The sequence below is a fragment of the Streptomyces sp. NPDC107538 genome, assembly GCF_055657445.1.
Genome location: NZ_JBVKAY010000004.1, coordinates 843,427 through 861,967 on the forward strand (window position 1 = coordinate 843,427; position 18,541 = coordinate 861,967).

The 18,541-nt window shown below is 70.0% G+C and carries 15 protein-coding genes; 5 read left to right on the forward strand and 10 right to left on the reverse strand.

Going from position 1 to position 18,541, the window contains the following annotated elements:
* The first annotated feature begins 297 nt into the window (after positions 1-297).
* From ACZ7MG_RS18170 to ACZ7MG_RS18185, 4 genes are all read left to right on the forward strand, one after another.
* A complete protein-coding gene (locus tag ACZ7MG_RS18170) occupies positions 298-1,662 on the forward strand; it encodes an ABC transporter substrate-binding protein (RefSeq protein ID WP_471379604.1) in 1,365 nt (454 codons plus the stop codon).
* Positions 1,663-1,676: 14 nt separating this feature from the next.
* Entirely contained in the window at positions 1,677-2,681 is a 1,005-nt protein-coding gene (locus ACZ7MG_RS18175; protein WP_471379601.1) for a carbohydrate ABC transporter permease, read from the forward strand.
* Positions 2,682-2,691: 10 nt separating this feature from the next.
* Positions 2,692-3,609 (forward strand): carbohydrate ABC transporter permease, encoded by a 918-nt coding sequence (locus tag ACZ7MG_RS18180; protein WP_471379599.1) that lies wholly within the window; start codon positions 2,692-2,694, stop codon positions 3,607-3,609.
* Positions 3,610-3,793: 184 nt separating this feature from the next.
* Positions 3,794-5,239, forward strand: coding sequence for a GH1 family beta-glucosidase (locus ACZ7MG_RS18185; protein WP_471379596.1), 1,446 nt, complete (start codon positions 3,794-3,796; stop codon positions 5,237-5,239).
* A 111-nt stretch (positions 5,240-5,350) separates the two neighbouring features.
* Here ACZ7MG_RS18185 and ACZ7MG_RS18190 read toward each other — a convergent pair whose 3' ends face one another.
* Positions 5,351-5,836 (reverse strand): GNAT family N-acetyltransferase, encoded by a 486-nt coding sequence (locus tag ACZ7MG_RS18190; protein WP_471379593.1) that lies wholly within the window; start codon positions 5,834-5,836, stop codon positions 5,351-5,353.
* A 160-nt stretch (positions 5,837-5,996) separates the two neighbouring features.
* On the opposite strand from ACZ7MG_RS18190, the gene ACZ7MG_RS18195 reads away from it, so the two are divergent.
* On the forward strand, positions 5,997-6,440 hold the full coding sequence (locus tag ACZ7MG_RS18195; RefSeq protein WP_471379590.1) for an NUDIX domain-containing protein: 444 nt from the start codon (positions 5,997-5,999) through the stop codon (positions 6,438-6,440).
* Positions 6,441-6,456: 16 nt separating this feature from the next.
* Here ACZ7MG_RS18195 and ACZ7MG_RS18200 read toward each other — a convergent pair whose 3' ends face one another.
* The 9 genes from ACZ7MG_RS18200 to ACZ7MG_RS18240 form a co-directional block, all read right to left on the reverse strand.
* The gene (locus ACZ7MG_RS18200) at positions 6,457-10,638 is read right to left on the reverse strand and encodes a trypsin-like peptidase domain-containing protein (protein ID WP_471379587.1); all 4,182 of its coding nucleotides are present in this window, start codon (positions 10,636-10,638) and stop codon (positions 6,457-6,459) included.
* Positions 10,622-10,933, reverse strand: coding sequence for a trypco2 family protein (locus ACZ7MG_RS18205; protein WP_471379584.1), 312 nt, complete (start codon positions 10,931-10,933; stop codon positions 10,622-10,624). Before ACZ7MG_RS18205 ends, ACZ7MG_RS18200 begins: the two co-directional genes overlap by 17 nt.
* Positions 10,934-11,004: 71 nt before the next feature.
* The gene (locus tag ACZ7MG_RS18210) at positions 11,005-11,418 is read right to left on the reverse strand and encodes a DNA-binding protein (RefSeq protein ID WP_471379582.1); all 414 of its coding nucleotides are present in this window, start codon (positions 11,416-11,418) and stop codon (positions 11,005-11,007) included.
* Positions 11,400-11,684 (reverse strand): hypothetical protein, encoded by a 285-nt coding sequence (locus tag ACZ7MG_RS18215; protein WP_471379579.1) that lies wholly within the window; start codon positions 11,682-11,684, stop codon positions 11,400-11,402. The genes ACZ7MG_RS18210 and ACZ7MG_RS18215 overlap by 19 nt, the downstream gene beginning before the upstream one ends.
* Positions 11,685-11,792: 108 nt before the next feature.
* Positions 11,793-13,811: a beta-galactosidase gene (locus ACZ7MG_RS18220; protein ID WP_471379577.1), complete on the reverse strand. Its 2,019-nt coding sequence runs from the start codon at positions 13,809-13,811 to the stop codon at positions 11,793-11,795.
* Positions 13,808-15,130, reverse strand: coding sequence for a glycoside hydrolase family 36 protein (locus tag ACZ7MG_RS18225; protein ID WP_471379574.1), 1,323 nt, complete (start codon positions 15,128-15,130; stop codon positions 13,808-13,810). Before ACZ7MG_RS18225 ends, ACZ7MG_RS18220 begins: the two co-directional genes overlap by 4 nt.
* Positions 15,131-15,212: 82 nt before the next feature.
* The gene (locus tag ACZ7MG_RS18230) at positions 15,213-16,139 is read right to left on the reverse strand and encodes a carbohydrate ABC transporter permease (protein WP_471379572.1); all 927 of its coding nucleotides are present in this window, start codon (positions 16,137-16,139) and stop codon (positions 15,213-15,215) included.
* The gene (locus tag ACZ7MG_RS18235; RefSeq protein ID WP_086756276.1) at positions 16,136-17,128 is read right to left on the reverse strand and encodes a carbohydrate ABC transporter permease; all 993 of its coding nucleotides are present in this window, start codon (positions 17,126-17,128) and stop codon (positions 16,136-16,138) included. The genes ACZ7MG_RS18230 and ACZ7MG_RS18235 overlap by 4 nt, the downstream gene beginning before the upstream one ends.
* On the reverse strand, positions 17,125-18,435 hold the full coding sequence (locus ACZ7MG_RS18240; RefSeq protein ID WP_471379568.1) for an ABC transporter substrate-binding protein: 1,311 nt from the start codon (positions 18,433-18,435) through the stop codon (positions 17,125-17,127). The genes ACZ7MG_RS18235 and ACZ7MG_RS18240 overlap by 4 nt, the downstream gene beginning before the upstream one ends.
* Positions 18,436-18,541: the final 106 nt, after the last annotated feature.

The following is an 18,541-nucleotide window of genomic DNA, read 5'->3' on the forward strand; positions in this document are numbered from 1 at the left end:
CCACTCCCGCCCCACTCCCGCCCCAACCCCACCCCTTCCGACCGTTTCCGGGCATGCCCGGCCCCCGGCCCTCGGGTTAGTTAACAGCCCGATAACCGAAGACATCTCTCCGCGCCTGCTCCCTTGACACCCCCGCACGAACCGACGACTCTTCAACACATCACTCGTGGGAGCGCTCCCACAGTACCTGGCACTTACACATCCCGCACGTTCCCCGCCCGAGCCGCAGCATGAACAATTGGGCCCAACAACGCAGTTGGCCGGGGGGTCGGCACGTCAGGGCATCAGGAGGACGCAATGCGAGCACGTACCCTCCCGCACTCCCGGCTCTTGTCGGGCGGGGGCACCCGTAACGCCCGCAGGACGCGCAGGGCGGTCGCCATCGCGGCCGTCGCCGCGCTGGGCGCCGGGCTGCTGGCCGGCTGTGCCGACGACGGCAAGGACGAGGACGGCACGTCGTCGGACGGCGGTGGTGGCGGCAAGACCAAGATCACCCTGGGCCTCTTCGGCACCGCGGGCTTCGAGGAGTCCGGTCTGTACAAGGAGTACGAGAAGCTCCACCCGGACATCGACATCGAGCAGACCGTCACCGAGCGGAACGAGAACTACTACCCCGCGCTCCTCAACCACCTGACGACCGGCAGCGGTCTCCAGGACATCCAGATGATCGAGGTCGGCAACATCGCCGAGATCGTCCAGACCCAGTCGGACAAGCTCCTCGACCTGTCGAAGTACGGCAAGAAGAGCGACTACCTGGAGTGGAAGTGGCAGCAGGCCACTACGTCGGGCGGTCAGACCATCGCCGTCGGCACCGACGTCGGCCCGATGGCCATCTGCTACCGCAAGGACCTCTTCGAGGCGGCCGGGCTGCCCACCGACCGCGCGGAGGTCGGCAAGCTGTGGGCGGGCAGCTGGGACAAGTTCGTCGAGACCGGCAAGAAGTACAAGGCGAAGGCGCCCAAGGGCACCACGTTCCTGGACTCCCCCGGCGGTCTGCTGCAGGCCATCCTCAGCGGTGAGAAGGACCGGTTCTACGACGCCTCCGGCGAGGTCATCTACAAGACGAACCCGGCCGTGAAGACCGCCTTCGACCTCACCTCCGAGGCCGCCGAGGACGGGCTGATCGGCAACCAGACGCAGTTCCAGCCGGCCTGGGACACCACGATCGCCAACAGCAAGTTCGCCGCGATGTCCTGCCCGCCCTGGATGCTCGGCTACATCAAGGGCAAGTCGAAGCCCGAGTCGGCCGGCAAGTGGGACATCGCCCAGGCGCCGAAGTCCGGCAACTGGGGCGGCTCCTTCCTCTCCGTGCCGAAGAACGGCAAGAACGCCGAGGAGGCCGCGAAGCTGGCCGCCTGGTTGACCGCGCCGGAGCAGCAGGCCAAGCTCTTCGCCGTACAGGGCAGTTTCCCCAGCACCCCGGCCGCCTACGACTCGGCCTCGGTGAAGGACGCCAAGAACGACATGACCGGTGACGCGCCCATCGGCACGATCTTCGCCGAGGCCGCGGAGAACATCCCGGTCCAGACGATCGGCCCGAAGGACCAGATCATCCAGCAGGGCCTGACCGACAACGGTGTGATCCTCGTGACCCAGGGCAAGTCGGCCGAGGAAGCCTGGAAGAACGCCGTCAAGACCATCGACAACGCACTGGACAAGTGACCGGAATGACCGGTATGCCAACACGGCACGACACCGCCGCGCCCCCCAAGGAGGGGGGCGCGGCCCCGGCCCGCCGAGCCGTGGACTCCCCGGCCGAGGAACGACGCCGGGCCCGGCTGTCCCGCCGCTGGCAGCGGGACGTGCGCTGGAGCCCGTACGCGTTCGTCTCCCCCTTCTTCCTGCTGTTCGTCGCGTTCGGCCTGTTCCCGCTGCTCTACACCGGCTGGGCCTCGCTGCACGCGGTGGAGCTGACCGCCCCGACCGACATGAGCTGGGTGGGGCTGCGCAACTTCACCCGGATCTTCGACGACGAGTTCTTCTGGAACGCGGCGCAGAACACGCTGATCATCGGGGTCATCTCGACCGTTCCGCAGTTGCTGATGGCGCTGGGCATCGCGCACATCCTCAATTACAAGCTCCGCGCCTCGACCTTCTACCGGGTCGTGATGCTGGCCCCGTACGCCACGTCCATCGCCGCCGCCACCCTGGTCTTCGTGCTGCTCTTCGGCCGCGACTACGGAATGATCAACTGGTTCCTGGGGCTGCTCGGCTTCGACCACATCGACTGGCAGAACGGCGAGTGGTACTCGAAGATCGCCGTGTCGACCATCGTCATCTGGCGCTGGACCGGCTACAACGCGCTGATCTACCTGGCCGCGATGCAGGCGATCCCGCAGGACCTCTACGAGTCGGCTGCCCTCGACGGCGCCAGCCGCTGGAAGCAGTTCCTCCATGTGACGCTGCCGTCGCTGCGCCCGACGATCCTCTTCACCGTCGTCGTGTCGACCATCGGTGCCTCGCAGCTCTTCGCCGAGCCCCTGCTGTTCGACGCCAACAAGGGCGCGTCCGGCGGTTCCCAGCACCAGTTCCAGACGCTCGGCCTCTACCTGTACGAGCAGGGCTGGGTGAACCAGCACCTGGGCCGGGCCTCCGCCATCGCCTGGACGATGTTCCTGATCCTCATCGTGGTCGGAATCATCAACTACGTCATCTCGCGCCGGCTGCGCGCCAGTAGTTAGGAGACCGGCCGTGACGACGACCATGACCAAACCCCCGGCCGACGCCGTGCCGGAGCCGCCGAAGAACGGCGGGCGCAGGCGTGGCCCCAAGGCGGCGCGTGCGGGCGGGCAGCATCACGCGGGACCCGTCGCCTACGTCATCCTCATCGTGTTCACCCTCGTGTCGGTCTTCCCGTTGTTCTGGACGGCGGTCGCCGCCTCCCGGGACAACGCGCGGCTGGCGGACACCCCGCCGCCGTTCTGGTTCGGCGCGAACCTCTTCGACAAACTCGAAGTGGCCTGGAGCGACGCGAATCTGGGCGAGGCGTTCCTCAACACGACACTCGTGGCGGGCGTCTCCTCGGTGACCATCGTGGTCCTGTCGACCATCGCCGGGTTCGCCTTCGCCAAGCTGCGGTTCAGGGGCCGGGGCGCTCTGATGCTGATCGTGATCGGCACGATGATGGTGCCGCCGCAGCTCCAGGTGATCCCGCTGTACATGATGGTCGCCAAGCTCGACTGGACCGACCAGTTGCAGGCGGTGATCCTGCCGTCGCTGGTCAGCGCGTTCGGTGTGTTCTTCATGCGGCAGTACCTGCTCCAGGCCCTGCCGGACGAGATCATCGAGGCGGCCCGCGTCGACGGCGCGAGCAGCTGGCGCGTGATCTGGCATGTGGTGTTCCCGGCCGCGCGGCCCGCGATGGCCGTGCTGGGCATGCTGATGTTCGTCCAGACCTGGAACGACTTCCTGTGGCCGTTCCTCGTCCTGACCCAGCTGGGCAATCCCACCGTGCAGGTCGCGGTCGCCGGTCTGGGCCGCGGTTACACCCCCGACCAGGCCCTCATCATGGCGGGCGCGCTGCTCAGCACGCTGCCGCTGCTGCTGGTCTTCGCGATCTTCGGCAAGCAGATCGTGGGGGGCATCATGCAGGGCGCGGTGAAGGGGTGACCGGCTCACCGGTTGCCCGGCCGACGACCGGCTGACCGTCCGGGATCAGCCCACCGTCGCCCCTCGACCACCTCGCGGTTCCACCACGGGCCGGATCATCGCCGCCTCGGCCCGTTCCTCCCGCCTGTTCCACTCCCCCCACCCACCTCCGTCGGTCTACCCGACCACCTATGGGAGCGCTTCCATGCCTGAACCCGTGAACCCGGTCACCCCGGTGACCTTTCCGCCCGCCTTCCTCTGGGGCGCGGCCACCTCCGCGTACCAGATCGAGGGAGCGGTGCGCGAGGACGGCCGTACGCCCTCCATCTGGGACACCTTCAGCCACACCCCGGGCAAGACCGCCGGTGGTGAGACCGGTGACATCGCTGTCGACCACTACCACCGCTACCGCGACGACGTGGCGATGATGGCGGACCTGGGCCTCACCTCGTACCGCTTCTCGATCTCCTGGTCGCGGGTGCAGCCGACGGGCCGGGGCCCGGCGATCCAGCGCGGGCTGGACTTCTACCGGCGGCTGGTCGACGAGCTGCTGGAGAAGGGCATCAAGCCGGCCGTCACCCTCTACCACTGGGACCTGCCGCAGGAGCTGGAGGACGCGGGCGGCTGGCCCGAGCGGGACATCGTGCACCGCTTCGCCGAGTACGCGCGGATCGTGGGCGAGGCGCTGGGCGACCGGGTCGAGCAGTGGATCACCCTCAACGAGCCGTGGTGCACGGCGTTCCTGGGCTACGGCTCCGGGGTGCACGCGCCGGGCCGTACGGACCCGGTGGCGTCGCTGCGCGCGGCCCACCATCTGAACGTGGCGCACGGGCTGGGGGTCTCGGCGCTCCGCTCTGCGATGCCGGCCCGCAACTCGATCGCGGTGAGCCTCAACTCGTCGGTGGTCCGGCCGGTCACGAACTCGCCCGAGGACGTGGCGGCGGCCCGGCGGATCGACGACCTGGCGAACGGTGTCTTCCACGGGCCGATGCTCCACGGGGCGTACCCGGAGACCCTGTTGGCCGCGACCTCGTCGCTGACGGACTGGTCGTTCGTGCTGGACGGCGACCTGGCGACGGCCAACCAGCCGCTGGACGCGCTGGGGTTGAACTACTACACCCCGACGCTGGTGGGCGCGGCGGACGCCGACCTGAAGGGCCCCCGGGCGGACGGCCACGGGGCGAGCGAGCACTCGCCGTGGCCCGCCGCCGACGACGTCCTGTTCCACCAGACCCCGGGCGAGCGTACGGAGATGGGCTGGACCATCGACCCGACGGGCCTGCACGAGCTGATCATGCGGTACGCGCGCGAGGAGGCGCCGGGGCTGCCGCTGTACATCACCGAGAACGGGGCCGCGTACGACGACAAGATGGACGCGGACGGCCGGGTCCACGACCCCGAGCGCATCGCCTACCTGCACGGCCACCTCCGCGCGGTCCGGCGCGCGATCGCCGAGGGGGCGGACGTCCGCGGCTACTACCTGTGGTCCCTGATGGACAACTTCGAGTGGGCGTACGGCTACGGCAAGCGGTTCGGTGCCGTGTACGTCGACTACGCGACCCTCACCCGTACGCCGAAGTCGAGCGCGTACTGGTACGGGCAGGCGGCGAAGACGGGGGCGTTGCCGCCGCTGGTGACCACGTCGGCGTGAGAGCGGCGGGGGCGTAGGGCCGGGGGCTCGGGGGAGCCCCCTGGGGAACGGGGGAGCGGGGGTCCGGGGCGCGGCGCGCATAGGGGAGGCGCCGCGCCCCGGACGCGGGGGTCAGAGACGCCGGTAGTAGTACACCGTCGGGAACGGGACGCAGCCGAGGCTCTCGTACAGGGCGCGGGCGGGGGCGTGGAAGGCGTCGCCGCCGGTGCCGATCTCGACGAGTTCCGTGCCGCGTGCGCGCAGGTCGGCGAAGGCGTGCTCGCACAGGGCGGTGCCCGTACGGTCGCCGCGGTGCGCCCGGCCCACGGCGAGCAGGGTGATCTCACCGTGCCGGCGGGCGGGGTCGGCCCGCCAGGCGACATAGCCGGCGAGGACGCCCTCGGCGGACTCGGCGACCGCGACGTACTGGTGTGCGGCCGGGTCGTGCAGCGTGGGGAGTTGCGTGCGGTAGTCCTCGCGCCAGTCGGCGTGCAGGGTGGCGAGGACGAGGCCGTCGAGCAGTGTGCCGACGGAGTCCTCGAAGAAGGGCCGGAACGTGTCGATGGTGAGTTCGGTGAGTCGTGCCAGGTCGTCCTGGACGAACGTGCGGATGAGCATGGAGTGGGCCTCTCGGTGGCTTCGTGACTGAGGGGGCGGGGCACGACTGACCCACCGATCACGTGGGACGTGCCGGTGGGCCGGTCCTCAGTGGCGCGTACGCCAGGAAGCGAAGCACTCCATACGCGGCATGCTAGCGGCCTAGGAAAGGACAGGTCATATGACTTTGCTGGTCGCCGCCGTCATCGTCCACGACCGCGCCGCGGGCCGGGTCGTCCTCCTCCAGCGGGGCGAGAACGCCAAGTTCGCCCGGGGGAGGTGGCACCTGCCGGTCGGGAAGAACGAACCCGGGGAGCCCATCACCGCGACCGCCGTGCGCGAGCTGTACGAGGAGACCGGGCTGACCGTGAAACCGGAGGCGCTGGAGGTCGTCCACCTCGTCCACGCGGCCCGGGGCGTCGATGCGCCCGACGGCTTCCTCACCGTCGCCTTCGCCACCCACGAATGGACCGGCGAGCTGGAGAACCGCGAACCGCACAAACACGCCCAGGCCCGCTGGACCAGCACCGATTCCCTCCCCGAGGACTTCGTGGAGGGCGACGCGGACGCGCTCCGCGGGTACCTCGCCGGCGGCCTGCGGCTGTCGCTGTACGACTGGGAGTGACCCGCGCGAACGCGTCCTATGAAGCCTGTTCAGGGGGTTCGCCGAGCCCCATGTGCGCGAAGACGATGTCCCGTACGCGGAGGACGGCGGCGGGGTCGACGGCGGCGAGGACCGGCATCGTGTGGTGCCAGCCGTCGGACTTGAGGGCTTCCCCCAGGAGGGCGCGAGCGCGGGGGAGGTCAGGGCCGGACGGAGAGGGCAGGAGGACAGTGACCAGGCGGCGGGCGAGCAGGGTGATGTCGAAGAAGTTGTCGTAGAGCGGGACCGGTACCCGGTCCGCGGGCAAGCACGCGGCGTAAGCGGCGAGTTGGGCGAACGTGTCCGTGCTCCGCGCTCCCTCGTCCGCGCGTCGGGCGGTCGACGAGGCTTTTTCGTGGTCGCCGAGCGCCGCGTAGGCGAGCGCCGCTCCGCCCGTCGACCGGGAGAAGGGCGGCTCCGAGAGGAGGGACGCTGCGACCAACTCGTCTAAGCGGTCCTTGGCCGCGACCGGATCGGTGGTGGCCGTCAGCAGGCTGAGCAGCATCTCGCCGCCGTATCCGACATCCGAAGGCGGTGGTTGCTCGGGGGCTGCCTCGGTCATGAACCGCTCGATGCGGGCCGCGCGCTCCGCGTCATGGGGCTTGACGACGGCCAGGAGGCGTGCGGCGCGTGGTATGTCTCCGTCCCGCAAGCGGAACAGCACCTCGTCCGCCAGCCGACCCGCGAGATCGGGGTCGTACGGCCACAGACCGGCGGCCGCCTCGACCCGGGCACGATCGGGGTCGAACAGGAACGTCTGCGCTGCCTCCGTGAAGTCGGCGAGGACCTCCACGGCCTGTCGTCCCGCACCGGCCCACGCCAATGCCTGGACCAGGGCCGTGAACGGCTCGGGGAACACGTTCGCGTCGCTGATCGTGCGGCCGAGTCGTACGGCCTCTCCCGCGAGCCTCAGCGCTTGGCCGGCGTCTCGGCCTGCCAGGGCCAGCGAGACAGCCGCGCAGCCCGACGCTCGGACCCCGGGGTCGTCGATCGCCAGAAGGAGTCGTTCCGCGGCATCGGGAGAGCCTGCGGTGGCCAGCGCTCCGGCCAGCGCGGCAAGGCGTTCGGGCCGGAAGAGCCAATCCGGCTCGGACGGGGGCGCGTGCCCGTGCTCCGCCTTGTGGAGCAGTGCCAGTGACCGCTGCGGGTCGTCGGCGGCGAAGTGTCCGGCGAGTGCGGCGAGCGCTGCACCGAGGTCCGTCCCGGACAGACCCACGGGTACGGCGTCGGCTCTGTCGCGCAGCAGGGCCTCCACCTGTGTGGCCGTACCGGCAGCCGTGAGCAGGTCGACGACCCGGGTGACGGCTCCTCGGCCGGTCGCGAGGTCGATGAGGTGGTTCCGCCGGGTTTCGAGAGCGGCCCATGCCTCCGCGACCGCACCCCGGCGAGCCCACCCCTCGGCGACCGCCGACCATACGTCCGAGAGTTCAAGCTGTCCGGTCCGATAGGCACAGTTCTCCGCGAGGTGCTGGGCCTCCCCCGTCCGGTCCATGGTCACCAGGGCCAGGACAGCCTCGTGCCCTGCCGCATGGCCCGGCCGTCCGCCCGGGTCCGGTTCGTCCAACGCTGACTCGGCCAGTGCCTTCGCCTCGGCGGGACAGGTGTCGCGCAGGGCGTACGCGGCGATCGCCGCTGGGCTTTCGGAGCCCTTCCCGCTCGTCCGGGCCGACGCGAGCACCGACTCGCGTAGCCGCGCTGCGTCCTCGGGGAAGCCGTGGACGGAGTACGCCTCGGCGATCCGTGCCATGGCGCGAGCCCGATGAAGCGCGGTGCCGAACCATCCGGTCGCCTCCTCCGCCTGCCTGAGCAGGACGGTCGCGCTCTCAGGGTCCCCCAGCGTCCCGGCGACCGTGACCAGCGCCTCGGTCCAAGCCCACACCGCTGGTTCGGCGTGCGGCCTCGGAAGTTCTCGGAGGCCACGCACCGCTTCGTCCCGGCGGCCCGCCCGCGCCAGAGCGAAGGCCAGCGTGCCCTGCGCGGCCACGGTGTGCGCTTCCAGGCCCACCATCCATCTGTGCGACGCCCCCTCCGCCAGCCGAACCGCCTCTTCCGCCAGCTTCACGGCCCGCCGGTCGCCCGACTCGGCCAGGACACGGGCCACTCCGGCCAGCGCCCGAACCCGGTCCATGGGCCGGTAGACGCTTCGGGCGAGTCCGATGGCCTGACGGACCCGGCCGAGGCGGGCGTGGACGGCCGGGATGTCCGGGTGCAGGGACTTGTTACGCCGGGCCACCAAGTCCGCCACCACCGCGAGCACCGCCGACGCCCCCAGGTCGTCGGGCGTGACCCGTCGTACGGTCTCCCGGGCCGCCGCGATCTCCGCGAGGCAGGCCGCGTCGCTGCCGGTCGCCTCACGCAGGCGTTCGCGGCGCCGGGGGTCCGTGGCGAGGGCGGCCGCGCGGCGTGCGTCTCGAAGGAGCGTGACCAGACGGCCGTACGGCTGGAGCAGGTACAGCGGAGTGTCCTGCGGCCAGCCCCGCCGCTGGTACGTCTCCGCCCAGGCGTGCAGCCGCTCCCGGTACGCGTCCAGGTCCGGCCCCAACTCGTGTTGTGCCGCGGCGAGCAGGGCCTCGTGGGCGAAGAGGTAACCGCGGTTGGTCAGGTACATCGTCACGTCGCCGCCACCGGCACTGTCGCCACCACCGCGCAGGCGCAGAATGCGGCCGAAGACACTGGCGAGCGTGTGGTGCAGTGCGAGGTGCGGCTCCCCCGTGAGTTCACGCAGGTCGTCGTCCGTGAGCGTGCCACGCGCGGCGGTCAGCAGACCGACCAGGTCACGCTCCAACCGGTCTCCGCCGAGCGCCCGTTGGAGGTCGTACTTGGCCTCGTACTCGGTGTGCCGGGCCGCTTCCACGGTGGCGAGTTCGACCACCGGGCATGCGCGCAGCGGATGGCTGCCCTTGACGTCCGACGGAATGCCGGGGCTCGGGCGGCTGGTCACCAGCACGCGGACGTTCGGTGGGAGCCGCTCGGGAAGGAGTGCGGCGATGCTCGTGCCGCTGCCACCGGACTCACGGGACTGGTCCTCGTCGAGACCGTCCACGACGAGGAGGAGGGTGCCGCCGTCCTGGGCGACGCGCGCCGCGGCATCGCGCAGCAGGAGTCTGCGCTCGCCGTCGCGGGCGGACGGCGAGTTGTGACGGATGGGGTCGCGGCCGGCGATCGCGGCGAGCTGCTCGATGAGGGATCCGGTGTAGGCGGCGCCGTCCGACTGGCCGGCGTAGCGCGCGGTGATGAAGAACCAGACCGGGACGACACCACGGGGCGGGTGCAGGGCGAACCAGGACGCGAGGGCCGTCTTGCCGGCCCAGGGCGGCCCCTGGAGCCAGCGGTACCGAGTGGGGCCGCCGCAGAACTCGACGAGGTCACGGAGTTCGGAGCGCCTGTCGGTCAGCTCTTCGGGGGCGATGTCGGAGAGCTGTGCCCGGTAGACCTCCTGGATGAGGTCGAGCGCGTTGGCCGGTACGGCGTCCGGCAGCTCAGCGGGCCGTAGTCCGCTGCCCAACTCCTTTTCCAAGAGAGCCAGTTCGGTCGACGACAGCTTCTCCGCCCAGCGGTCGACCCGGCTCGCCGCGATCCGTCCGGGCCCGTCGGACCGGTGGTGTCCGGTCACCACACCGACCAGTCGACGGCCGGCGAAGACCACCGCACCCGACATGCCCTCCCAGGGATCCCGCTCGGGAGCCGGATCGTCGGCCGGGGGCGGGGTGACGCACAGGTCGAGGGTGCCTTCGCGCCGGTTGGACAGGACGGCGCAGGTCGCGTGCGCGTGCTCGGCGTCCCGGAAGCGTGAACCGTCGTCGTCCGTACGGAGTTTGAAGCGGGGAAAGCCGAGAGCCGTGCAGCGCAGTACGGTGTCGCGCTCCCCGACACGGCCGTAGGAGACGGGGGTCGGGTCCGGGTCGCTGTCCAGCAGCAGGGGAAGGGTGAGTACGGCGACGTCCACGCCCCCATGCCGCCACGTCACGACCGCATCGACAGTCCGCTCCCCCAACCGGTCGGCCTCGAAGCGCACCCGGACGTTCCTGGCGTCCTCCACGACGTGCGCGGCGGTCAGCACCTTGCCGGGTGCGACGAGATACCCCGAGCCTCGGCGCCCACGGCCACCGTTCGGCAACCTGACGATGATCTCGGCGACCTGCTCAGGACTCAGGCCGCCCCGGTCAGCGTTCGCCGTCAACCTCGCCGCCCGCGATCAGCACCGACTGGGGGGAACCACCGTCCGCCGTGCGGGCCTTGGGTGTCAGGGTGACGGTGATCCGCTGGGTATGCGCATGCGCGTACTTGCCGTTCGCCCCCGCGTCGACGACCCACAACCGAACCTTGGCGTCCGCGCCGGCTTCTCGGCTGACCGCGACGGTCGCCTCGATCTCGACGGGGCCGACCTCGAACCGGATCATCTCGTCGGCTCCGTCCGCGAGCGCACTGCTCAGCTGCTGCCTCAGTTCCCGGATCATGTCGGACAGTTCGATCACTCTTCCCCCTCGCGCCACGGTGCTTCGATGCTACAAGTCACTGCGGGACGCCACCGGTTCCGAACGCCGCCCTATACGGCCACCGGCCGCACCCGGTCCCCGCAGAGCTTGGCCATGTCGTCCACGTCCGACGTGAGCACGACCACCGGACGCTGCTGCCGCAGTGCCATCTCGGCCACGGCGGCGTCGATGGCGTACTTGTGGCCGTGCAGACCGGCGTTCATCAGCAGGGCCGACGCGGCCTTGGCCTCCTCGTCCCCGACCGGCACGATCCGCACCCCGGACAGAATCCACGCGAGCCGCGCCTTGTCCGTGCGCCGGTGGACCGCCTCGATGATCGTGAGCGCGCTGACGACCACTTCCATCCCCCGCTTGCGCGCTTCCGCGACCAGGGCGACGACCCGCTCGCGATCGTCGACAAGCTTGGACAGGCCCTCGCAGTCCAGGACGAGCGTGCCCTCGTGGCTCAGCTTGCGGCGGGCCACTGCCCCTCCTCGGCGAACACCTCGTCGAAGACCCGGCGCGCACGCTCCTGCTCCTCGGGGGCGATCGCCCCCTTCCGCTGCTCGTAGTCGGCCAGGTACTCGTCGAGGATCCGGCCGCGCAGTTCACGCTCCACGGCCTCGGTGATGAATGCGGAGAACTCCCGCTTGCCGACCCGATGGCGGATCGCCTCCGCCGTGCCTTCCGGCAGCGAGAGACTGACCCGGGTCGCGGGACCTTCTCCGATGCTGTACGAGGTCTCACTCATGGCAGTAGATTATCAAAGGAGTAGGAATAGGGGTGAAGGCACGACCAGGCCGTGCCTTCACCCCTGGATCACCTGGCGTCATCCGGCGCAGAATCCGGACGCCGTCGGTCAGCGCGGCTCGCGCACCACCGCCACGCCCCCCGCCTCCACCAGCACGGTCGCCGGGCCGTCGCCAGTGGTGGTCTCCTTGCCGGTCAGCAATTCGGTCGCCCCGGCGGCGACCTCGATCTCCGCCGCCGACTTCCCGTGGTTGATCAGGAAGAGGTAGTCCGCGTCCGGGCCCCGGCGCAGCATCGCCTCTACTCCGGCGGGGGTCGTGCGGATCGGCTCGACGCCTGCCTCGGTGCGGATGCGGTCGAGGAGGGAGGCCAGGGTCGTCGGGTCCGGGCGGGTGGCCAGGTACCAGGCCGTGCCCGAGCCGTGGGTGGCGCGGGTGACCGCGGGGACGCCGGTCAGGGGGCCCGAGGCGTACGACGTGACCGCCTCCGCGCCCGCCAGGGCGACCCGCTCCGACCAGAGGGAAGCCGTACCGCCCTCGCTCAGCTCCAGCGACTCCCCCGGCAGCAGCGGGAACAGCTCGTCCGTGCGGACGCCCAGCGCCTCGCGGAACGCGCCCGGGTAACCGCCCAGCCGGACATGGCAGTTCTCGTCCACAGCGCCGCTGTGGAAGCCGACGGCGAGGGTGCCGCCGGCCGCCGCGAAGCCGGTCAGGTTGGCCGCGCCCGCGTCGTCCACCAGGTAGAGAGTGGGGGCCAGGACCAGCTTGTAGGAGGAGAGGTCCGCGTCGGGGCGGACGAAGTCCACGGCCACGCCGGAGCGCCACAGCGGCTCGTACCAGGCGCGGACCAGGTCCTGGAAGCGGAGTTCCTCGCTCGGCTGGGACGGGAGTTCGACCGCCCACCAGGCGCTCCAGTCCCAGACGATCGCGACCTCGGCGACGCCCGTGCTGCCGCGCACCTCCGCCAACGACCCGAGATCCGCGCCCAGCCGCACCACGTCACGCCAGATCTGGCTGTCCGTGCCCGCGTGCGGCAGCATCGCCGAGTGCCACTGCTCGGCGCCCGCCTTGGCGGCCCGCCACTGGAAGTACGCGATGCCGTCGGCGCCCCGGGCCACATGGGAGAGCGCGTTGCGGCGCAACTCCCCCGCCGTCTTGGCCCGGTTGACCGGCTGCCAGTTCACCGCACCCGTGGAGTGCTCCATCAGCAGCCACGGGCTGCCGCCCGCGAGCGAGCGCACCAGGTCGCCGCTGAGCGCGATGTCGATCTCGGACTCGGGGTCCGTCGACTGGAGGTAGTGGTCGTTGGAGACGATGTCCAACTCCGGTGCCCAGCGCCAGTAGTCGAGCTTGTCGAAGTTGTACATCACCATGAAGTTGGTGGTGGCGGGGGTGCCGGGGGCGGCCTCCAGCAGCACCTCGCGCTCCGCCTTGCACAGCGACAGCAGCGCGTCGCTGCAGAAGCGGCGCCAGTCCAGCTGGTGGGTCGGGTTGGGGACCGCGCCGGTCGGGCGGGGCGGGATGATCTCGTCCCAGTCGTAGTACCACTGGCTCCAGAACGTCGTGCCCCAGGCGTGGTTGAGCGCCGCCAGGTCGTCGTCGTACTTCTCGCGCAGCCAGACCCGGAACGCCGCCGCGCTGGTGTCGCAGTGGCACTCGCCGTTGTGGCAGCCGTACTCGTTGTGGACGTGCCACATGACGACGGCCGGGTGGTCGGCGTACCGCTCGCCGAGCACGCGGGCGATCCGCAGGGCCGCCTCGCGGTAGGCGGGGCTCGACGGGCAGAAGGTCTGCCGGCTGCCGTACGAGAGGGTGCGGCCGTCCTTGTCGACCGGCAGCGCTTCCGGGTGCTTGACGAAGAACCAGGCCGGCGGGGCGGCGGTCGGGGTCGCCAGGTCGGCGGCGATGCCGTTCTCGTGGAGCAGGGCGAGGATCTTGTCGAGGCGGGTGAAGTCGTACTCGCCCTCGCGGGGTTCGAGGAGCGCCCACGCGAAGATGTTGACGCTCACCATGTTCACGCCCGCCTCGCGCATGAGGCGTGCGTCCTCGGCCCAGACCTCCTCGGGCCACTGCTCGGGGTTGTAGTCGCCGCCGTAGGCGAGGCCGGGTACGTTCAGTTCACGCTTCATTCGGCGGCCTCCAGGCCCTTGGTCAGCAGTCGGCGGGTCGTGTCCACGCCCCAGGGGTCCAGCGAGAGCAGCCGGTCGCTGGAGGCCATCAGGCCGCCCGTGGCCTCGACGTGCGCCGCCCAGCGCTCACGGGTCTCCACGGCCGGGCGGGCCATCAGGCAGTCGGGGTCGTTCACCCAGAGGCGGCCGTGCTGCCACTGGCGGCCGGCGCCGGTGAACTCGGCGGGGTCCTGGCCGGGCTGGCTGTAGTCGTCCGCCTCGGGGCGCCGGTGCGGGGCCGTGTCGGGGCTGACCCGCATGGCGTCGAACAGGCCGATCGAGGGCAGGATCGGCGCGCCGCAGCCCAGGAGGTAGGCGTCGGGGCCGATCGCGGCGCGGATCAGTTCGATCCCGGAGCGGTACGCGGTGAGCGCGTCCACGTCGGCGTGGCGTACGCCGTCCAGGGCGCCCGCGTAGAGGAAGTCGACCTTGAAGTAGTCGTAGCCCTCGGCGCGCAGGGTGGTGAAGACCTCGGTGAGGTACGCCGCCGCCCCGGGGTGGGTGGTGTCGAGGACGTACAGGTCGTGGCCCCAGTTGCGGCCGGCGTGGGTGAGGCCGCCGTCCTCGTCGCGGACCAGCCACTCGGGGTGCTCGGCGGCCAGGGTGCTCGCCGGGTCGACCAGGAAGGGGGCCGTCCAGATGCCGGCGCGGCGACCCCGCGCCCGGATGGCCTCCGCGATGCCCTCGCGGGAACGGAAGCGGCCGGAGAGGGTGAGCCAGTCGCCCAGGGCCTTCTGGTAGCCGTCGTCGATCTGGACGACGTCGATGGGCAGGTCGAGGGTGTCCATCGCCCGGAGGTTCTCGTGGATGTCGTCCTCGGTGACGGAGGTGAAGTACTCGTACCAGGAGCACCAGACGGTGGGTGCCGGGCCGGGGGCCGCGAGACCGAGGGCGTCGGCCCAGTCGGCGAGGACCGACTGGATGTCCGTGCCGGTCCACTCCTTCACGGGGCCGTCGGCGCTCACCTCCGCCTGGCCGTCGCGGACGACGAGGCGGATCGAGGGCACCTCGGCGGTCGGCTCGGGCGCCGCCCACAGCCGTACGGGGGTGCCGTCGCCCGGGTCGAGTGCGAGCAGGCCCTCGCCCTGGAAGGTGTCGGCGGGCACGGTGCGGCCGGGGCGGTAGCAGACGGTCGCCCAGTTGTCGTTGGTCGGGCGGTACGGGGCGTCGCCGAGGGCGTAGGAGCCGCTGGGGCTCCAGGACTGCCAGCCCTCCTCGTGGACCCGGGCGGTGTGCGGGTCCACGGGCACGGAGGTGACCGGGGTGAAGGGGTGGGGCACGGTGGTTCTCTCTCGGAAGGTGCGGGAACGGGTGACGCCGGGCCCGCTCGGACCCGGCGCCGAACCTGTACGACGTCTGCTGTCAGCCCTTGTTCGCGCCCAGGGTCAGACCGCCCACGAACTGCCGCTGGAGCAGGAAGTAGACGATCAGGGTGGGGATCGCGGTGAGGAGGGCTCCGGCGGCGACGAGGTTGTTGTCGGTGAAGAACTGGCCGGAGAGGTTGTTCAGCGCCGAGGTGATCGGCATGTTCTCGCCGGTGGAGATCAGGACGAGCGCCCAGAAGAAGTCGTTGTAGATCCAGATGGACAGCAACGTGGCCAGGGCGGCCATCGCGGGCTTGCACAGCGGGAGCACGATCTGCCAGTACATCCGCCACACCGAGGCGCCGTCGACGAGCGCGGCCTCGGTCAGTTCGTGCGGCAGGGAGCGCATGTAGTTGCTGAGCACGAAGGCGCAGAACCCGGACTGGAAGGCGATGTGGATGAGGACCAGGCCGAGCGCGGAGTCGTACAGCTTGCCGCTCATCGTGATGCCGGGCAGGTCGATGAGGAGGTAGAGGCGGTACAGCGGGGTGATGATGACCTGCTGCGGGAGCAGGTTGCCCGCGGTGAACAGCAGCAGCAGGAACAGGTTGACGCGGAAGTCGAAGCGGCTGACGTAGAAGGCGACCATCGACGACAGGAACAGCGTGAGCAGCACCGCGGGGACGGCGATGATCAGCGTGTTCATGAAGTAGTGCGTCATGTCGGACTGCGTGAACGCGTTGGTGAAGTTGTCGAAGGTCAGTGTGTCGGGCCAGGAGACATAGCCCTTCTCGGATGTCTCCGAGTACGGCCGCAGGGCTGCGTAGATGGCCCAGAGCAGCGGGGCGAGCCAGGCCAGCGCGGTGCCGGCCAGGAACACGTGCAGCAGGATCCGGGCGGGCCGCACGGGCGTGCGCTTGTTGTGCAGGCCCGTCGCGGGGTCCGTCACGACGCCCTTGGTGACGGTGGGGGCGGAGGCGCTCATGCGCGGCGCTCCTTCCGGAAGGTGCTGATCAGGTACGGGATGATCACGACGAGCGAGATCAGCAGGAGGACGACCGCGATCGCCGACCCGTATCCGATCCGGCTGGACTCACCGATGATGTTGCTGGTCACGAGGATCGACAGCAGCTCGGTGCCCTGGGCTCCGCCGTTGAAGACGAAGACGAGGTCGAAGGCGCGCAGCGCCTCGATGATGGTGACGACCAGGACGACCGTGTTGGTGGGGCGCAAGGTGGGGAAGATGACGTTCTTGAAGGTCTGCCACTCGTTGGCGCCGTCGAGCGAGGAGGCCTCCCGCAGCGAGGGGTCGACGCCCTTCAGGCCGGCCAGGTAGAGGATCATCATGTAGCCGGTGTGGCGCCAGGACGCGGCGATCAGGATGGCCCAGAGGTTGAGGTCCGGGTCACCGATCCAGTCGATGTACTTGCCGGGCTCGTTGGCGCCGATCAGGCTGTTGATCAGGCCGGTGTCCGGGTTGTAGACGAGCTGCCAGACGAAGCCGATGACGGCCATGGAGAGCACGACGGGCAGGAAGAACGCCGTCTGGTAGACCCGGCTGAACCGGATCTTCTTGTCCAGCTGCACGGCCAGGAACAGGCCCATGGGCGTCGGGATCAGGATCAGGACGACGAACCAGATGACGTTGTGCTGGACGGCCGGCCAGAACTGCGGATTGTTCTCGAACAGTTCCTTGAAGTTCTCCAGCCCGACCCACTTGATGGAGTCGAAACCGATGCCGTCCCAGGTGGTGAAGGCGAGAAGGATCGAGGCCAGGGCCGTCACCCAGACCAGCAGGACGTGCAGGATCGTCGGCAGGCCCGCCATCACACCGAGGGTCAGCCGGTCGCGCTTGGTCAGCAGGCGCTTGTGGCCCGTCGCGGGCTTCTTGGCGGGGACATGGGCAGAGCCCGGAGGCGGCACGGCCGCCTCCGGGTTGCCCGACTTCTCGGGAGTGGTGTCGGTCTTGGTCATGAGGAGGCGAAGATCGTCTTCTTCTGGCGCTCGATCGACGAGAGCAGGCTGTCGATGCCCTTGGGGTCCCGGATGAACTTCTGCAGCGAGGGCTGCATCACCGTGGAGGTGAAGTCCGGACGGCTGTCGCGGTCCATGAACTGGGTGAGGCTCTTGGCGCCCGCGATCATGTCGTACGCCTTCTTCTGCAGCGGCGTGTACGACGAGGTGTCGGCGCCGGAGGCGGCGTGCACGACGCTCGGGTCGGCCTTGAGGTAGATGTCCTCGGCCTCGGTGGTGCCCAGGAACTCCAGGAGCTTGACGGCCTCGGCCTTGTTCTTGGGGCTCTTGCTCATCATGAAGCCGTCGGTGGGCGCCTCGACGGTGTCCTGGCCGTACGCCGGGTCGATCTCCGGGAAGGCGAAGAAGTCGAGGTCGTCGAGGTCGTCCTTGTTGGTGAACTGCTGCGCCACGAAGGTGCCCAGCAGGTACATGCCGGCCTTCTTCGACACCAGGGTCTGCGCGGCGTCCTGCCAGGTGCGGCCGACGGCGCCCTCCTGGTGGTACGGGAGCAGCTCGGCCCACAGGTCGAACGCGGACTTCACCTTGGCGTCGGTCCAGGACGCCTTGCCCGCCATCAGCTCGACGTGGAAGTCGTAGCCGTTCTTGCGGAAGTTGATCTGGTCGAAGGTGCCGAGCGCGGGCCAGGCGTCCTTGTCACCGAAGGCGATCGGGGTGAGCCCGTCCTTCTTCATCTGCTTGCACAGGGCGATCAGCTGGTCCCACGTGGTGGGGACCTCGTAGCCCTTCTCCGCGAAGACGCTCTTGCGGTAGAAGAGCGCCCAGGGGTACGTGTACAGCGGCACGAAGTAGTACTTGCCGTCCTCACCCTTGCTGAGCTTCTGCATCGCCTCGGGGAAGTTGCCGCTGATGGTCTTCCACACGTCGTCGATCGGCGAGGCCAGGCCCTTGGCCGCGAAGAACTGCATCCGGTAGCCCGCGAACCAGGTGAACACGTCGTCCGGCGTGCCCTGCAGGTAGGAGTTGATCTGCTCCTGGAAGGTGTTGGAGTCCTTGGTGTTCACGTCGACCGTGATGCCGGACTTCTTCTTGTACGCCGCGTAGATCTCGGCGAACGCCTTCTTCGGAACCGGGTCGGACGCCTTCGAACCGAGGGTGACGGACTTCGGGTCGGCGGCCGTGCCGCTGCCCCCGCAGGCGCTCAGCAGGGGGATGCCGGCGCCGAGCGCTGCCGCGCCGCCTATGCCGCGCAGCAGGCTGCGGCGGCTGGGACCGGGCACGGCGAGACCGGAGGGTGTGAGATGCATGTACGGCTCCCTGGGGGACAGGTGGTTCGGTCTCAATGGCCCTCGCCGGTGACTGATCGAAAACAATCAGAAACCAACTCGACCGAACACGGTGGCCGCCATAACA

Excerpts from the sequence above, each read along its gene's own strand:
- ACZ7MG_RS18235 (WP_086756276.1), bottom strand. The coding sequence starts at position 17,128 with ATGACCAAGACCGACACCACTCCCGAGAAGTCGGGCAACCCGGAGGCG.
- ACZ7MG_RS18195 (WP_471379590.1), top strand. The coding sequence starts at position 5,997 with ATGACTTTGCTGGTCGCCGCCGTCATCGTCCACGACCGCGCCGCGGGC.
- ACZ7MG_RS18215 (WP_471379579.1), bottom strand. The coding sequence starts at position 11,684 with ATGAGTGAGACCTCGTACAGCATCGGAGAAGGTCCCGCGACCCGGGTC.
- ACZ7MG_RS18175 (WP_471379601.1), top strand. The coding sequence starts at position 1,677 with ATGCCAACACGGCACGACACCGCCGCGCCCCCCAAGGAGGGGGGCGCG.
- ACZ7MG_RS18190 (WP_471379593.1), bottom strand. The coding sequence starts at position 5,836 with ATGCTCATCCGCACGTTCGTCCAGGACGACCTGGCACGACTCACCGAA.
- ACZ7MG_RS18230 (WP_471379572.1), bottom strand. The coding sequence starts at position 16,139 with ATGAGCGCCTCCGCCCCCACCGTCACCAAGGGCGTCGTGACGGACCCC.
- ACZ7MG_RS18185 (WP_471379596.1), top strand. The coding sequence starts at position 3,794 with ATGCCTGAACCCGTGAACCCGGTCACCCCGGTGACCTTTCCGCCCGCC.
- ACZ7MG_RS18170 (WP_471379604.1), top strand. The coding sequence starts at position 298 with ATGCGAGCACGTACCCTCCCGCACTCCCGGCTCTTGTCGGGCGGGGGC.
- ACZ7MG_RS18220 (WP_471379577.1), bottom strand. The coding sequence starts at position 13,811 with ATGAAGCGTGAACTGAACGTACCCGGCCTCGCCTACGGCGGCGACTAC.
- ACZ7MG_RS18240 (WP_471379568.1), bottom strand. The coding sequence starts at position 18,435 with ATGCATCTCACACCCTCCGGTCTCGCCGTGCCCGGTCCCAGCCGCCGC.